The 15,230-nt window shown below is 71.2% G+C and carries 13 protein-coding genes; 7 read left to right on the top strand and 6 right to left on the bottom strand.

The features are described from left to right. Positions 1-150: 150 nt before the first annotated feature. Both ABT004_RS23980 and ABT004_RS23975 read left to right on the top strand, forming a co-directional pair. A complete protein-coding gene (locus ABT004_RS23980) occupies positions 151-1,350 on the top strand; it encodes an acyl-CoA dehydrogenase family protein (RefSeq protein WP_351340428.1) in 1,200 nt (399 codons plus the stop codon). Continuing rightward, positions 1,350-1,826 (top strand): nitroreductase family deazaflavin-dependent oxidoreductase, encoded by a 477-nt coding sequence (locus ABT004_RS23975; RefSeq protein ID WP_351340425.1) that lies wholly within the window; start codon positions 1,350-1,352, stop codon positions 1,824-1,826. The genes ABT004_RS23980 and ABT004_RS23975 overlap by 1 nt, the downstream gene beginning before the upstream one ends. Positions 1,827-1,905: 79 nt before the next feature. Here ABT004_RS23975 and ABT004_RS23970 read toward each other — a convergent pair whose 3' ends face one another. Next, on the bottom strand, positions 1,906-2,553 hold the full coding sequence (locus tag ABT004_RS23970; protein WP_351340422.1) for a TetR family transcriptional regulator: 648 nt from the start codon (positions 2,551-2,553) through the stop codon (positions 1,906-1,908). 163 nt (positions 2,554-2,716) lie between these two features. Here ABT004_RS23970 and ABT004_RS23965 point away from each other — a divergent pair, with 163 nt between their 5' ends. The 3 genes from ABT004_RS23965 (at position 2,717) to ABT004_RS23955 (ending at position 6,704) form a co-directional block, all read left to right on the top strand. Then, complete coding sequence (locus ABT004_RS23965; protein ID WP_351340419.1) at positions 2,717-3,628, top strand: VOC family protein; 912 nt, start codon at positions 2,717-2,719, stop codon at positions 3,626-3,628. A gap of 157 nt (positions 3,629-3,785) precedes the next feature. After that, complete coding sequence (gene afsK, locus ABT004_RS23960) at positions 3,786-6,164, top strand: protein serine/threonine kinase AfsK (RefSeq protein WP_351340416.1); 2,379 nt, start codon at positions 3,786-3,788, stop codon at positions 6,162-6,164. A 27-nt stretch (positions 6,165-6,191) separates the two neighbouring features. Then, positions 6,192-6,704: a hypothetical protein gene (locus tag ABT004_RS23955; RefSeq protein ID WP_351340491.1), complete on the top strand. Its 513-nt coding sequence runs from the start codon at positions 6,192-6,194 to the stop codon at positions 6,702-6,704. Positions 6,705-6,712: 8 nt separating this feature from the next. Here ABT004_RS23955 and ABT004_RS23950 read toward each other — a convergent pair whose 3' ends face one another. The 3 genes from ABT004_RS23950 to ABT004_RS23940 all read right to left on the bottom strand — a co-directional run bounded on the left by ABT004_RS23950 (position 6,713) and on the right by ABT004_RS23940 (position 9,201). Then, the gene (locus ABT004_RS23950; protein WP_351340413.1) at positions 6,713-7,489 is read right to left on the bottom strand and encodes an enoyl-CoA hydratase/isomerase family protein; all 777 of its coding nucleotides are present in this window, start codon (positions 7,487-7,489) and stop codon (positions 6,713-6,715) included. Next, positions 7,486-7,944 carry a Zn-ribbon domain-containing OB-fold protein gene (locus ABT004_RS23945; RefSeq protein WP_351340410.1) on the bottom strand — a complete coding sequence of 153 codons (459 nt, stop codon included), beginning with the start codon at positions 7,942-7,944 and terminating at the stop codon, positions 7,486-7,488. Before ABT004_RS23945 ends, ABT004_RS23950 begins: the two co-directional genes overlap by 4 nt. Before the next feature lie 108 nt (positions 7,945-8,052). Further along, positions 8,053-9,201, bottom strand: coding sequence for a lipid-transfer protein (locus ABT004_RS23940; protein ID WP_351340407.1), 1,149 nt, complete (start codon positions 9,199-9,201; stop codon positions 8,053-8,055). A 108-nt stretch (positions 9,202-9,309) separates the two neighbouring features. Here ABT004_RS23940 and ABT004_RS23935 point away from each other — a divergent pair, with 108 nt between their 5' ends. After that, positions 9,310-10,887 carry a FadD3 family acyl-CoA ligase gene (locus ABT004_RS23935; protein ID WP_351340405.1) on the top strand — a complete coding sequence of 526 codons (1,578 nt, stop codon included), beginning with the start codon at positions 9,310-9,312 and terminating at the stop codon, positions 10,885-10,887. A 15-nt stretch (positions 10,888-10,902) separates the two neighbouring features. Here the strand turns inward: ABT004_RS23935 and ABT004_RS23930 are convergent, their stop codons facing one another. Together ABT004_RS23930 and argS are read right to left on the bottom strand one after the other, a co-directional pair. Next, positions 10,903-11,268: a PH domain-containing protein gene (locus ABT004_RS23930; RefSeq protein WP_351340402.1), complete on the bottom strand. Its 366-nt coding sequence runs from the start codon at positions 11,266-11,268 to the stop codon at positions 10,903-10,905. 120 nt (positions 11,269-11,388) lie between these two features. Then, positions 11,389-13,149 (bottom strand): arginine--tRNA ligase, encoded by a 1,761-nt coding sequence (gene argS / locus ABT004_RS23925; protein WP_351340488.1) that lies wholly within the window; start codon positions 13,147-13,149, stop codon positions 11,389-11,391. A gap of 112 nt (positions 13,150-13,261) precedes the next feature. On the opposite strand from argS, the gene lysS reads away from it, so the two are divergent. Beyond that, complete coding sequence (gene lysS / locus ABT004_RS23920) at positions 13,262-15,076, top strand: lysine--tRNA ligase (RefSeq protein WP_351340400.1); 1,815 nt, start codon at positions 13,262-13,264, stop codon at positions 15,074-15,076. Positions 15,077-15,230 lie beyond the last annotated feature (154 nt).

Here is a 15,230-nt window from a genome sequence, read left to right as displayed (position 1 = left end):
TCTCAGTCATGAATCTGACGGTACATCAGATACGGGGGTGCGGAGGAGGGTGCGGGCGAGCGTGGGGACGGGTGCGCGGTCTAGTGTGCGTAGCTCTGGGCATCCGACGACAGTCGTCCTAACATGACGCCCCGTCAGAAAGGGGCCCACATGGACGCCAGGTTCACCGAGGAACAGCAAGAGATCCGCCGTACCCTGCGCGAACTCGCCACCAAGCGCTGCACCCCGGACGACGTCAAGGCCGCCACCCGCACCCCCGTCGGCCATGACCTCGCCCTGTGGGGCACCCTCAGCACGCAGCTCGGCCTCCCGGGGCTCGCGCTGCCGCAGGAGTACGGCGGTGTGGGCGGGTCGTTGGTGGAACTCGCGCTCGCGACGGAGGAGTTGGGTCGTGTCCTCGCACCCACGCCGCTGCTCGCCACCAGCGGGCTCGCGGCCCCGCTGATCTCTACCCTCGGCACGGAGGCCCAGCGCGCCGCGCTGCTGCCGAGGATCGCCGAGGGCACCCTGACCGCGACGCTCGCCGTGCCCGGCACGGGCCTCGCTACCGCCCTCGGGCTCGTCGCCGACAACGCGGGCGACTGGGCGGGCGGCGGACGGGCCGGCGGCGTGCAGGCGGCCCGACAGGAGGGCGGGTGGCGGCTCTACGGGCAGGCCGAGCAGGTGCTCGACGGCCACAGCGCCGGGCTGCTGCTCGTCGCCGCGCACACCGGAGGCTTCGCCCGCTCCCGCACGCTCCTGTTCCTCGTACGGGAGGACGCCCCCGGGCTCGTCCGCGTACGCCAGACGGCCATGGACGAGACGCGGCCGCAGGCGCGCGTCGAACTCCGTGACGTGGCGGCCGAGTTGCTGGGTGAGGAGAGCGGCGACGTGAATGCGGCGCTCGCCGCCGTCGGGGACACCGTCGCCACGCTGCTCGCCGCCGAGGCCGTCGGCGCCGCGGACCGGGCCCTTGAACGGACCGTCGAGTACGTCAAGGAACGGGAGCAGTTCGGTCGGCCCGTCGGGTCCTTCCAGGCCGTGAAGCACCGGCTGGCCGACGTGTACGTGACGGTGCAGGCGGCGCGCTCGGCCGCGTACTACGCGGCGTGGGCCGCGAGCACCGCCGACGAGGCGCCCGTCGGCGGGCTCGCGCTCGCCCAGGCGCTGGAGGCGTTGCGGACCGGGGCGGGGGAGGCCGTGCAGCTGCACGGCGGCATCGGGTTCACCTGGGAGCACGAGGCGCACCTGTATCTGAAGCGGGCCACTGGCGACGAGCTGCTGTTCGGGCCCGTGCACCTGCTGCGGGACCGTGCCGCGCAGGCCGCAGAGCTGTTCGCGCCGGGGCCCCGCCTGGAGGTGGCGGTCTGATGGCGCCGCCGGGCATCAAGCTGGTGCAGAAGGTGTCGTCGACGCGGACGTTCGGCCGCCTCGCGCCGCACGTCATCCCCGTGCTCGACCGCACCGTGCACCGGCTCACGCGCGGAAAGGTGCTGCTCAGCGCGCAGATGCTGCCGGGCGTGATCCTCACCGTGCGGGGCGCGAAGAGCGGGATCGAGCGGCGTACTCCACTCGCGTGCATGCCCGAGGAGGAGGCCGGGACGTGGCTGCTGATCGGGTCGAACTTCGGGCGCCCCGGTCATCCCGCCTGGACCGCGAATCTGCTCGCGCATCCGGACGCCGAGATCAACTGGCACGGGACGGACATCCTGGTGACGGCCCGGCTCCTGGAGGGCGGTGAGCGGGAGGATGCCTGGGAGGCGGCGCTTAAGTTCTGGCCGCCCTACGCCGCGTACCAGCGGCGGGTGGAGCGGCAGATCCGGCTGTTCCGCCTTGAGCGCCGCTGAGCGACGGGCCGGGAACTGCAACAGCGGCGGCTCGCGTTGCACCACGCGAACCGCCGCTGCACGACAGGACCAGGAAGAGTTACTTGGTGGGCTTCTTTCCGGTCACGCCCAGGTGCACCAACAGTGCGAGGTTCGGCTTGAGTTCGGCCTGCTTGACGCCCCAGGTCTGGAAGCCCCTCTGGTGCGAGGCGACCGCCGCGAGCATCGCGACCAGTGAACCGGCGACCGCGGCCGGGCTCACGTCCTTGTCGACCTTTCCCTTGTCCTGAAGGTCCTTGACGGCGTCCGCGAGGGAGTTGTTCACCGAGTTCAGGATCTTCATGCGGAGCTTGTAGAAGCGCTTGTCGCCCTCGGCCGCGCCGAGGTCGACGACGCGCAGGATCGCGTCGTTCTTGCGCCAGAACTCCAGGAAGCCGTCCACGAGTTCCTGCGCCGTGGCCCAGCCGGCCTTGCCGACCCAGGAGCGGTCCGCGACCAGTTCGGTCAACCCCGCGCCCGCGGTGGCCATTTGCTCGGCGATCTCCAGGACGGCGCCCTCGACATCCGGGAAATACTGGTAGAAGGTCGCGGGCGAAGTGCCCGCCTTTCGCGCGACATCAATGACTTTGACGTCCCGGTAGGGCGAGGAGCTGAGCATCTCGCCGAGGCAGTCGAGCAGCTTCTGACGTGTCGCCTGACCACGCCGGCCGGCCACGCGGCCGTCGACGGTCCGTACTTGTCCTGTCATGCCGTCAGCTTACCGAGGGGTGATCGGAGCGCGATCTGGCCGACTGCAAATGGGGTTGGCCGTCATGACCTCTGGTCAAATGACGCGCCGTGAGCGACCGGAATTGGCCAAACGTTCGAATTTCAAGCGCGGTGGCCCGTCCGGCCTGGTTAGCGTGACGCTCATGCGCCCCGCCCGCCGCGACCGGCTCGATCCTCCCGATTTTCCCGAAGGGGCCCCGTGCTGGGCCGACGCCCGGCTCGCGGACGTCGAGGCCGGAAAGCGGTTCTACGGCGACCTCTTCGGCTGGACCTTCGACGAGGGCGCGGGCGCCGAGCGCGGCTACTACACGGCGGCCTACAGCGGGGACCGCTCCGTCGCCGCCCTCGCCCCCGCGAACCGGGGCGCCCGCTGGCGGGTCCACCTCGCGGTACGCGACGCGTACGCCGCCGCCGAACGGGTCTTCGCGGCGGGCGGCCACATCGTGGCGGGGCCGCTGCCCGGCGGCACGGCGGCGACGGTGGCGCTCGCGCGGGGGCCGGAGGGGGCCGTGTTCGTACTGCGGCAGGCGGGGACCCATCGAGGTTTCGAGGGGGTGGGCGGGGCCGGGGCGTTCCGCGGCGCGGAGCTACTGACACCGGACGCCGCGTTGAGCGATTCCTTCTACGGCGCCGTATTCGGAGAGGGGGCGTTCGCGGGGGCCTCGTCCGAGGGAACTGCCCCTGGGGCGGTCTCGTTCGAGGGGGCCGCTCCAGGGACGGTCTCGTCGGAAGGGGCCGCTCCAGGGGCAGCCTCATCCGAGAGGGCCGACCCCGGGACGGTCTCGTTCGAGAGAGCCGACCCCGGGACGGTCTCGTTCGGGGGGACCGGACCCGGGGACGGCCCCTCCTGGGAGGCGGTGCGCCGTAGGGTCGTCTCCGAGGGGCCCGGCCGGTTCCTGCTCCACTTCGGCTGCGCCGACGTCGACGCCACGGCGGCGGCCGCGGTCCGCCTCGGCGGGCGGGTCCGGGTGGGTCCGCGTCCCATGGCGTACGGACGGGCCGCCGTGATCCAGGATGATCAAGGCGCGGTGTTCGTGGTGTGCGAGCAGGCATGAGAGGCCCCGAATACTCCGAGACACCCCGTTTTGACCCGAGGTTCGCAACTGAGGGCCGGGACAGGAAGAATCGGGGTGCGTGCCGCCGTGGCGCTTCGGTGGTGAGACGCTGACGGGGCCGTGAGTGCGGTGGCCCGCACGGGGAGGTGGCAGGCGAGTGATGGATCAGCTGACGCAGCACGATCCGAGGCGGATCGGTCCGTTCGAGGTTCTGGGACGGCTCGGCGCGGGCGGCATGGGCCTGGTCTATCTGGCGCGCTCGGCCTCGGGCCGACGCGTGGCGATCAAGACGGTGCGTACGGAACTCGCGGAGGACCAGCTCTTCCGGGTCCGTTTCACGCGCGAGGTCGAGGCGGCACGGGCGGTGTCCGGCTTCTACACGGCCGCCGTCGTCGACGCCGACCCGCGCGCGGCCGTGCCCTGGCTCGCCACCGCGTACGTCCCCGCGCCCTCCCTCGAAGAAATAGTGAACGAGACCGGGCCGCTGCCCGCCCAGGCCGTCCGCTGGCTCGCCGCGGGCGTCGCCGAGGCCCTGCAGTCGATCCACGGCGCGGGCCTGGTGCACCGCGACCTCAAGCCGTCGAACGTGCTGGTCGTCGAGGACGGCCCGCGCGTCATCGACTTCGGCATCGCGTCCGGCGTCTCGAACACGCGCCTGACCATGACGAACGTGGCGGTGGGCACACCCGCGTACATGTCGCCGGAGCAGGCGAAGGACTCGCGGAGCGTGACGGGGGCGTCGGACGTCTTCTCGCTCGGCTCGACGCTCGTCTTCGCGGCGACCGGGCACGCCCCGTTCCACGGCGCGAACCCGGTCGAGACCGTGTTCATGCTGCTGCGCGAGGGCCCCGACCTGGAGGGACTCCCGGCGGAGCTGCGGCCGCTGCTGGAGGCGTGCATGCAGATGGACGCGGCGCAGCGGCCGTCGCCCGCCGACCTCCAGTCGCAGCTCGCCCCGCACCTGTTCGGCGCGGGCAGCGACGACAGCGGCACCGCGTCCGCCTGGCTGCCCGAGCGCTCCGTCGCCCTGATCGAGTCGCGCCGCGGCGGCCGCCCCGCCCCCAAGCCGCCCATGAGCCGCGGGCCCGGCCCGGGTGCGCACGCCGCTCCGAACGGGCACGCCCCCATCCCCGCCATGCCCTCGCAGCCGCCCGCGCCGCCGATGTCCCCGGACGGCTGGCGGCACTCGCCGGTGCCCGCGGGTCAGAGCCTCGTCGCGGACGGCCCTGTGCACCTCGCGGGGGCGCAGGTGCCGATCGGTCCAGGACCGCGGGTCGCCGACGCGCGGGCCGCCGCCGTGAAGGCGCCGCCCGCCGAATCGGGCCTCGCCGGATCCTGGTCCCGCGCCAAGCCCGCCGTGAACGGCTCGCACGAACCGGTCGTGCCCGCGCCGGCCGCCGCCGAGGGCGCGCCCTGGCGGCCCTGGCGGTTCCGCATGTCGAACGACGTGTGGGGCACGCCCGCCGTGGCGGACGACCTCGTCTACGTCACGTCGTTCGAGGTGCACGTCCTGGACGTGGCCACCGGCCGGCGCCGCTTCAAGACCCGTGACGTCGCCTGGTCCATGGCCGTCGCCGACGGCTGCATCCACGCCTCCGACGGCCCCACCCTGTGGGCGCTCGACGCCCGCGAGGGCGGCGACCTGTGGCGCATCCAGACCGATGCCTGGGTGTACGCGATGCAGGCCGGCCGCGGCACCGTCGTCACCGCAACGCGCGGCGGCGGCGTCCAGGCCCGCGAGGCCGTCAGCGGCGACCTCCAGTGGGAGATCACCGGCTGCCAGACCGACTTCGAGGCCGCGGAGGCCGGACCCGTCATGCACGACGGCACGGTCTACGTATGGCAGGACGCACGCCTTCGCGCCCTCGACGCCCGTACGGGTGACGAGCGCTGGTCGTACCCGATCGGCGACGCGGCCTCCTGCGGCGGCGTCCCGATGCGCCTGACGCCCGCGTCCGACGGCCATGTGTACGTCGCCGCGGGCACCCGCGTCCTCGCCATCGACGCCGCCTCCGGGCACGTCCGCTGGCACTTCGAGGCCCCGGCCGTGTTCCTCTCGCCGCCCGCGTTCGCCCCCGGCGCCGCGGTCACCGGCGGCGGCGTCTACCTCGTCGACCACCTCGGCACCGTGTACGCGCTCGACGCCACGGACGGCCGGGACCGCTGGCGCATCGCGACGGAGGCCAGGCCCGCGTCGGTCGACCCGGCCCTGGTGGCGCAGGGCCACGTGCACGTCGGCTCCGGCCAGGGGCTCTACACGCTTGACGCCGTGACCGGCACCCCGAAGTGGCGCTTCCAGGCAGGCGGCGAGATCGTCGGGGCGCCCGTGGTGGCGGACGGGCGGATCCACTTCGGCTCCACGGACCACCTGCTCTACACGCTGAAGGCCGACGACGGCCGCCTGCGCTGGAAGCTCGCCACGGGCGGCGAGATCACGGGCACACCGGTCGTGCGGGACGGCGTCGTCTACGCGTGCAGCAAGGACCGTTGCGTGTACGCGCTGGACGCGGAGAAGGGAACGGGGACCAGCCGCTAGCGGCTCGACGGTAGGGTGCCTCGCGTGATGAAACGGGGACTGAAACTGACAGCGGTGGCGACCTTGGTGGTGGTGGCCCTCACGGGGTTCACCACCGGCCGGAGCCACGGACACTCCAAGAGCCGGAGCAGTAGCAGCGGGGGCGGGTGCAGCAGCTCCTCCCAGAGCCACGACTCGACCTCCTCGACCGTCTCCAAGGGCGGCGGCAGCAGCTACACCCGGCACACCACGCACCGCTCCACGACGTCGTCCTCCACCACGAGGAACCTGCGGGACGGCACCGTGAAGCTGCTCGAGTGCGCAAGCGCGGACCAGGAGTACGCCCTGGTCACGGTCACCAACCCGAACAACAGGAAGCTGCGGTTCGACGCGCACGGCACGTTCCTCGCCGCGGACGGCAGGACGGTGGCCGACCGGCACAAGGAGGTCGAGGTGGCCGCGGACGGCAAGGTGACCGTGGGGGTGCAGGTCGGCAGCAGGACCCTCGCCGCCGACGTCGCCCACTGCGACATCGACCCGAAAGCCGTCCTACTGCGCTGACGACACACTCAGCGCACCCTGAACTCCCGGTTCTGCGTACGGGAGTTGAAAAGGTCGGCCTGCCGCTCCGGCGGCAGGTTGCCCAGCTTGATCAGGTCCGGGGCACGGGCGAAGGCGTGCGAACGGGTGGCCTCGTTCGCGGCCCACAGCGCCTTCACCGTGCCCTGTACGGCCTCGGTCGGGTGGCCCGCGACGATCGTCGCGCAGCGCAGCGCCGCCGCCAACGCCCCGCCGGGCTCCGTCACTTCGGACACCAGGCCCACCTCGTACGCCCGCCGCGCCGACATCCGTTCCGCCGAGCCCATCAGGGCGAGCCGGGCCACCTCGCCCGGTGGCATCCGGTGCGCGAGGTAGATCGACTCGAAGGCGTTGACCATGCCGTACGTGGTGTGCGGGTCGAAGAACGTCGCCGTCTCGTCCGCGACCACGAACTCCGATTCGCCGATCAGGTAGAACGCCCCGCCGCACGCCATGCCGTTGACCGCGGCGACGACCGGCTTCCACAGGTCGTTGGCCTTCGGGCCGACCGTGGGAAGCGGATCGTCCGCCGAGTACGGGGAGTCCGGTTGCGGCACATCCCACCCGCGGTCGATGCCCGTACAGAACGCCCGGTCGCCGGCCCCGGTCAGGACGATCGCCCGCACGGTGTCGTCGAACCGGAACTCCCGCCATGTCGCGGCCAGTTGAGCGACCGTGGCCTGGTCGAGTGCGTTGTGGCGGTGCGGGCGGTCGAGGGTGACGGTGGCGACGCCCGTGCCCTTGTCGATCTCCGTGGTCACGGTCATGGGCGCTCCAGGACCCAGCGCGGCACCGCCACCCCGTCGACCTCCGCGAACGCCACCTGCACCCGCGCGCCGATCTTGATGCGGTCCGGGTCGACGGAGTTGAGCGGGGCGTCGGCGGCGGAGACCAGATTGCCGACGAGCCGGATCCGGGGCGCCTCGGCCAGTTCGACGACGATCGCGTTGTACGGGGCCTGGGCGGCGTAGGCGGGAAGCAGCGGCGGGTGCGGGATGACGTAGGACCAGATGCGTCCGCGGCCGCTCATCCTGCGCCATTCGCTGTCGAAGGACTGGCAGAGCGGGCAGCAGGGGCGGGGCGGGAAACGGAGTTCTCCGCAGGTGGGGTTGGCGCAGGCCTGTATGCGGAGTTCGCCGCGGGTGGCGTAGTCCCAGAAGGGGGCGCCGTCGTCGTCGGGGGTGGGGGTGAGGAGTTGTGAGGTCGTCGTTGCGTCTGCCATGAGTGTTCCTTCACGGAAGAGTGGTTGCGGTCTCGGGGCTCCGCCCCGGACCCCGCTGCTCAATCGCCGCAGGGGCTTGAAATGCCCACCCGGCGTTTGGGGCTTGAACTAGGCGCGCAGCAAAAGCGCCGACGTTGGCACCCCCTCGCCCGCCGTCACCAGGCAGGTCTCCGCGTCCGGGACCTGCGCCGTACTCACCCCCCGCAACTGCTTCACGCCCTCGTTGATGAGGTTGAACCCGTGGACGTACGCCTCGGACAGCCCGCCGCCACCCGTGTTGATGGGTAGACGACCGCCGATCTCGAGCGCCCCGCCCTCCGTGAACGCCGCCCCCTCGCCGCGCCCGCAGAACCCGTACCCCTCGAGGGAGAGCGGGATGAGCGGGGTGAACGCGTCGTAGATCTGGGCGACGTCGACGTCCTCGGGGGTGACGTCCGCGTTCTTCCACAGGTGACGGGCCGCCGTCCACGCGGGCCCGGTCAGCGGGTCGTCGTTCCAGTAGTTGACCATGCCGTGGTGCTGCGCGGGCAGGCCCTGGGCCGCAGAGTGGACGTAGACCGGCTTCTGCCGGCAGTCGCGGGCCCGCTCGGCGGAGACGATGACGCACGCCAACGCCCCGTCCGTCTCCAGGCAGTTGTCGAAGAGGCAGAGCGGCTCGCTGATCCACCGCGAGGTCATGTAGCTGTCGCGGGTCATGGGGCGCTCGTACATCATCGCGGCCGGATTCTGATTGGCCCTGTTTCGGCAAGCGAGCGCGACGTTGAACAGGTGATCCCGCGTCGCGCCGTACTCGTGCATGTAGCGGCGGGCCAGCATGCCGATCTCGTCGGCCGGGCGGAGCAGCCCGTACGGGCGTGTCCACTGGGCGGGCGTGGGGAGTTGGACGGCCGTGTTCTTCCACGGGCGCGGGCCCGAACCGCGCTTGCGGGAGCGCCACGCGATGCCGACGCTCGCCTGTCCGGTGGCTATCGCGGCGACGAGGTGGGCGACCGTCGCGCACGAACCGCCGCCCCCGTAGCCGACCTTGGAGAAGAAGGTGACGTCTCCGGCGCCGATGGACTTGGCCACCTCGACCTCGTCCGTCTCCTCCATCGTGTAGGAGGCGAAGGCGTCGACCTCGGACGGGGATATCCCCGCGTCGTCGAGCGCTTCGATGATCGCCCGGCACGCCAACGTCTTCTCGGATTCCGGGAGTTGCTTCGCGAAGGCCGTCTGTCCGATACCGACGATGGCCGTCGCGTCCTTGAGTCCCGCCATGGGCACCCCCACTTGGTTCCGTCTGCCGCCTGTCCGGTGTGCTGACAGCGCGTCAGGCTACAGCTAATCTGACGGTTAGTCAGCTACGGCGTTGTGGGAGGTCGTTCGATGCGTACGGATGGCGAGTGGGGAACGGTCCCGGAGCTGGTACGGGACGCTGCCGAACGGTACGGCGAGCGCGAGGCCGTGGTCGAGGGGCGTGCCCGCATCTCGTACGCGGAACTCGGTGAACGCGTCGAGCGGGCCGCGGCGGCGTGCATGGCGGCGGGTGTCGAGGCGGGGGACCGGGTCGCGGTCTGGGCGCCGAACACGCTGGACTGGATCGTCTCGGCGCTGGGCGCGGTGAGCGCGGGGGCCGTCCTCGTACCGCTCAACACGCGCTTCAAGGGCGGCGAGGCCGCCGACATCCTGGCCCGCTCCAGGGCCCGGCTGCTGTTCGTCACGGGTACGTTCCTGGGCACGTCCTACGTGGCGTCACTGCGCCGCGCGCAGGAGGCGGGCGCCGAACTGCCCGCCCTGGAACAGGTGGTGGTGTTCGGCGACGGCGCCCCCGAAGCTCCCGGCTACCGGAGCTGGAAGGAGTTCCTGGCCGCGGGCGACAAGGTCACGGCCGCCGAGGTCCGCGAACGTGCCGCCGCGGTCGACCCCACCGCCCCCTCGGACATCATCTTCACCTCCGGCACGACAGGCCGCCCCAAGGGCGCCGTCATCACCCACGCGCAGACGCTGCGCGGCTACGAGATCTGGGCGGACCTCGCGGGCCTGCGCGAGGGCGACCGCTATCTGATCGTGAACCCGTTCTTCCACACGTTCGGCTACAAGGCGGGCGTCCTCGCCTGCCTGATGCGGGGCGCCACGATGGTGCCGCAGCCCGTCTTCAACGTGGACACGGCCCTCGCCAACATCGCGTCCGAGCGCATCTCGGTGCTGCCGGGCCCGCCCACGCTCCACCAGTCCCTCCTCGACCACCCCTCGCGCGACTCCCACGACCTGTCGGCGCTGCGGCTCGTCGTGACGGGCGCCGCGGTGGTCCCCCTGCGCCTCGTGGAACGGCTGCGCGGCGAGCTGCACGTGGCCACCGTCCTCACCGCGTACGGGCTCTCCGAGTCCAGCGGCATCGCCACGATGTGCCGCCGCGGCGACCCGGCGGAACTGATCGCCGAGACGTCCGGGCGGGCGATACCGGGCACGGAGGTCCGGGTCGACTCGGCCGCCCCCGGCGAACCGGGCGAGGTCCTGGTCCGCGGCTTCAACGTCATGCGTGAGTACTTCGAGGACCCTGCCGCCACCGCCGAGGCGATCACCGAGGACGGCTGGCTGCACACCGGTGACGTCGGGGTCATGGACGCGGCCGGGTACCTCCGGATCACCGACCGCATCAAGGACATGTTCATCGTCGGCGGCTTCAACGCCTATCCGGCCGAAATAGAGCAACTCCTCGGCCTGCACCCGGCGGTGGCCGACGTCGCGGTCGTCGGCGTCCCCGACGGCCGCCTCGGCGAGGTCGGCAAGGCGTACGTCGTGCGCAGGCCGGGCGGCGTCCTCACCGAGGACGACCTCATCGCCTGGGCGCGCCGCGAGATGGCCAACTACAAGGTGCCGAGGTCGGTCGGATTCGTGACGGAACTCCCGCGCAACGCCTCCGGCAAGGTGGTGAAGGGGGAGCTACGGGCGACCCGCGCCTGAGGCTCCCCCCCGACGTCAGCGCGCGACGAACTGCGTCAGAATCGCCTGCACCTCGTAGATGTCGACGCCCTTGGTGAAGGTCTTCTCGATCGGCACCGAGTTCCCTGAGATCCAGATCTTCAGCTCGGCGTCCAGATCGAAGTGACCGGCCGTCTCCACGGCGAAGTGCGAGATGCTGCGGTACGGCACCGAGTGGTACTCGACCTTCTTGCCCGTCATCCCCTGCTTGTCGATGAGGACCATGCGCCGGTCCGTGAGCAGGATCGCGTCCCGTATCAACTGATAGGCGCCGTATATCTGTTCACCCTGCCCGAGCAGCCGCCCGTAGTCCTGCGCCGCCTTGGCCGGGTCGATCGGATGAGCGTTGCCGAACAGTGCCATGTGGATCCCCGTTTCGTCGTCGTGTTCCTGGGTCGTTCCGAGAACGGGCGAAATCGCACGAAGGTTCCCCCGCTACTGCCGCCACGCACAACGGGCCGCGGCGGCACGTACAGGGTGCGGTCAGAGCTTCTCGGGGGTGCGGATGCCGAGCAGTGCCATGCCGCGGTGCAGCGTCCGGGCCGTCAGGTCGCACAGGAACAGGCGGTTCTCCACCTGCTCCGTCGAATCCGCCTTCAGGACCGGGCACTTGTCGTAGAACGTCGTGTAGAGGGACGCCAACTGGTACAGGTACGCCGCCAGCTTGTGCGGCGCGTACTCGGCCGCCGCCTCGAAGACCGTGTCGCCGAACGCGTCCAGGTGCAGGCCCAACGCCCGCTCCGCCGGAGCCAGTTCGAGCTCCGCGTGGGCCGCCGGAGCCACGCCGGAGCCCGCCTTGCGCAGGATCGACTGGATACGGGCGTACGCGTACTGGAGGTAGACGGACGTGTCACCGTTGAGCGACACCATCTGGTCCAGGTCGAACTTGTAGTCACGGCTCGGCGACGTCGACAGGTCCGCGTACTTCACCGCACCGATGCCGACCTGCTGCGCCCGCTCCTGGATCTCGGCCTCGGTCAGGTCCCGCGCCTTCTCCCGCACGACCTCGGCGGCACGCTGCACCGCCTCGTCGAGCAGGTCCTCCAGGCGCACCGTCTCGCCCGCACGCGTCTTGAACGGCTTGCCGTCCGCGCCGAGCACCGTGCCGAACGCGACGTTGTGCGAACTCACCTCGTCGGACAGCCAGCCCGCGCGCCGCGCCGTCTCGAAGACCATCTTGAAGTGCAGCGACTGACGGACATCGACCACGTAGAGGAGCGACGTGGCGTGCAGGTCCTGGACCCGGTTGCGGATCGCCGTCAGGTCGGAGGCCGGGTAGCCGAAGCCGCCGTCGGCCTTCTGCACGATCAGCGGGACCGGCTGGTCGTCCTTGCCCTTGATGTCGTCGAAGAAGACGACGAGCGCGCCCTCGGAACGGACCGCGACGCCCGTCTCCTCCAGGATGCGGGCCGTCTCCGGCATGCCGTCGTTGTACGCCGACTCGCCGACGATCTCGTCGTCCCGGATCTCCATGTCGAGCTTCTCGAAGACCGAGTAGAAGTAGACCTTCGACTCGTCGACGAACCGCTGCCAGTGGCCGAGGGTCTCCTGGTCGCCGGACTGCAGGGCGACGACCCGCTTGCGGGCGCGCTCCTTGAAGTCCTCGTCCGCGTCGAAGACCGCCCGCGACGCCTTGTAGATCCGGTTCAGCGTCGACATGGCCCGCTCGCCGTCGGTGTCCGTGCCGGCCGGCAGCTCGTCCGGGTGCTCGATCACGTACTGGATGAGCATGCCGTACTGGGTGCCCCAGTCACCGATGTGGTGCCGGCCGATCGTCTCCTCGCCGATGAAGTCGAGCATGCCGCGCAGCGCGTCGCCGATCACGGCGGACCGCAGGTGCCCGACGTGCATCTCCTTCGCCACGTTCGGCTGCGCGTAGTCGATGACCGTGATGCCCGGCTCCGCCTTCGTGGGCACGCCCAGCCGGTCCGTGTCGGCGGCGCGCGCCGCGAGCGTGTCGGTGATCGCCCGGTCGGTGACCGTCACGTTCAGGAAGCCGGGGCCCGAGACCTCGACGTCGGCGATCAGCTCGCCGTTCGTGATCTTCTCGACGACCTGCGTGGCCAGCTCCCGCGGGTTCGCCTTCGCCTTCTTGGCGAGGGCCAGGATCCCGTTGGCCTGGTAGTCGGCCCGGTCACTACGTCGCAGCAGCGGGTCCGCGCCGCCGGCCTCCGGCAGGGCGGAAGTCAGGGCGTCGGCGAGGCGTGCGTTGACGTTGGCGGTGATGGACTTGACCGGGGCCATGTAGGGGCTGCCGTTCTGGTCGGGGCGGGTGGAATGCACGGCCAGTATCCCAGAGCCGTACCGCGAAGCCGTAACGCGTTTTCGTTCCGCACCGGGAAGCTGGGAGAATGGGATGGGCAGAGGTGAAGCCCCACCCCGGATTCGAAGAGAGGGACAACCGATCGTGGCCCAGAGCACAGGCGCGGAGACCCAGGATTGGGTCTCCCGATACGCGGACGATGTCATCGCCGAGTCCGAGCGTCGTGCCCCGGGGAAACCGGTCGTCGTCGCCTCCGGCCTCTCCCCGTCCGGCCCGATCCACCTCGGCAACCTCCGCGAGGTCATGACCCCGCACCTGGTCGCCGACGAGATCCGCCGCCGCGGGTACACCGTGCGGCACCTGATCTCCTGGGACGATTACGACCGGTACCGCAAGGTCCCGAACGGCGTCCCCGGTACCGACGCGTCCTGGGCCGACCACATCGGCAAGCCGCTGACCTCGGTCCCGGCCCCGCAGGGCTCGGCGTACCCGAACTGGGCGGAGCACTTCAAGGCCGCCATGGTCGACGCCCTCGCCGAGATGGGCGTCGAGTTCGACGGCATCAGCCAGACCGAGCAGTACCAGGCCGGCACGTACCGCGAGCAGATCCTGCACGCGATGAGGCACCGCGGCGACATCGACGCGATCCTCGACCAGTACCGCACGAAGAAGGACCCGGCCAAGGCGGGTAAGAAGCCGCAGCAGAAGCAGCAGCAGAAGGCCGTCGACGAGGCCGAGCTGGAGGCCGCCGAGGGCTCCGGCGCCGCGTCCGAGGACGACGGCAGCGGCGGCGCGGGCGGCTACTACCCGTACAAGCCGTTCTGCGGCGAGTGCGGCAAGGACCTCACCACCGTCACGTCCTACGACGACGAGACGACCGAGCTGTCCTACACCTGCACCCTCGACGGCTTCACCGAGACGGTCCCGCTCTCCGAGTTCAACCGCGGCAAGCTGGTCTGGAAGGTCGACTGGCCGATGCGCTGGGCCTACGAAGGCGTCATCTTCGAGCCGTCCGGCGTCGACCACTCATCGCCGGGCTCCTCCTTCCAGGTCGGCGGGCAGATCGTCGACCAGATCTTCGGCGGCAAGCAGCCCATCGGCCCGATGTACGCCTTCGTGGGTATCAGCGGCATGGCCAAGATGTCGTCGAGCAAGGGCGGGGTCCCCACCCCCGGCGACGCGCTCCAGATCATGGAGCCGCAGCTGCTGCGCTGGCTGTACGCCCGCCGCAGGCCCAACCAGTCGTTCAAGATCGCCTTCGACCAGGAGATCCAGCGGCTCTACGACGAGTGGGACAAGCTCGCCGCGAAGGTCGCCGACGGCACCGTGCTGCCCGCCGACGCCGCCGCGTACAGCCGCGCCATCGGCGTCGCGGGACGCGAGCTGCCCCGCACCCCGCGCCCGCTGCCGTACCGCACGCTCGCCTCCGTCGCCGACGTCACCGCCGGGGACGAGGAGCAGACCCAGCGGATCCTCTCCGAGCTCGACCCGGAGAACCCGGTCACCGACCTGGACACCGTCCGCCCCCGGCTCGACAAGGCCGAGGCCTGGATCACCAAGTACGTACCCGCCGAATCCCGCACCATCGTGCGCACCGAGCCCGACGCGGAGGCGCTGGCCGCGCTCGACGAGCAGGGGCGGGAGTCCATCCGGCTGTTGCTGGACGGGCTCGACGACCACTGGTCGCTCGACGGCCTGACCCACCACGTGTACGGCGTTCCGAAGGTGCAGGCCGGCTTCCCCGCCGACGCCACCGCCAAGGAACTCCCCGCCGAGATCAAGGTCGCCCAGCGCTCGTTCTTCGCGCTGCTCTACCACCTGCTCGTCGGCCGCGACACCGGGCCGCGACTGCCCACGCTGCTCCTCGCCGTCGGCGCGGACCGCGTGCGCAAGCTGCTCGGGGCGTAACGGGTCACCGGACACACGTGAGGGGCGGGGCCGGGGTCGGTCGGCGGGCGGCCCCCATCACCTGCCGGGCCACACCCCGCGCCAAAAAGACAGGAAGCAGAAGGGCGGCGCCAGGTTGAAATTAAGGGGGCCCACCACCCCCCCCCAACCCCAC

Source organism: Streptomyces sp. NPDC002790 (assembly GCF_040295505.1).
GTDB lineage: Bacteria > Actinomycetota > Actinomycetes > Streptomycetales > Streptomycetaceae > Streptomyces.
Note: the sequence above shows the minus strand (reverse complement) of the source record. Positions and strands in the feature narration are given on the sequence as shown.

Excerpts from the sequence above, each read along its gene's own strand:
- ABT004_RS23980 (WP_351340428.1), top strand. The coding sequence starts at position 151 with ATGGACGCCAGGTTCACCGAGGAACAGCAAGAGATCCGCCGTACCCTG.
- ABT004_RS23975 (WP_351340425.1), top strand. The coding sequence starts at position 1,350 with ATGGCGCCGCCGGGCATCAAGCTGGTGCAGAAGGTGTCGTCGACGCGG.
- ABT004_RS23970 (WP_351340422.1), bottom strand. The coding sequence starts at position 2,553 with ATGACAGGACAAGTACGGACCGTCGACGGCCGCGTGGCCGGCCGGCGT.
- ABT004_RS23965 (WP_351340419.1), top strand. The coding sequence starts at position 2,717 with ATGCGCCCCGCCCGCCGCGACCGGCTCGATCCTCCCGATTTTCCCGAA.
- ABT004_RS23955 (WP_351340491.1), top strand. The coding sequence starts at position 6,192 with ATGAAACGGGGACTGAAACTGACAGCGGTGGCGACCTTGGTGGTGGTG.
- ABT004_RS23950 (WP_351340413.1), bottom strand. The coding sequence starts at position 7,489 with ATGACCGTGACCACGGAGATCGACAAGGGCACGGGCGTCGCCACCGTC.
- ABT004_RS23945 (WP_351340410.1), bottom strand. The coding sequence starts at position 7,944 with ATGGCAGACGCAACGACGACCTCACAACTCCTCACCCCCACCCCCGAC.
- ABT004_RS23940 (WP_351340407.1), bottom strand. The coding sequence starts at position 9,201 with ATGGCGGGACTCAAGGACGCGACGGCCATCGTCGGTATCGGACAGACG.
- ABT004_RS23935 (WP_351340405.1), top strand. The coding sequence starts at position 9,310 with ATGCGTACGGATGGCGAGTGGGGAACGGTCCCGGAGCTGGTACGGGAC.
- ABT004_RS23930 (WP_351340402.1), bottom strand. The coding sequence starts at position 11,268 with ATGGCACTGTTCGGCAACGCTCATCCGATCGACCCGGCCAAGGCGGCG.
- argS (WP_351340488.1), bottom strand. The coding sequence starts at position 13,149 with ATGGCCCCGGTCAAGTCCATCACCGCCAACGTCAACGCACGCCTCGCC.
- lysS (WP_351340400.1), top strand. The coding sequence starts at position 13,262 with ATGGGCAGAGGTGAAGCCCCACCCCGGATTCGAAGAGAGGGACAACCG.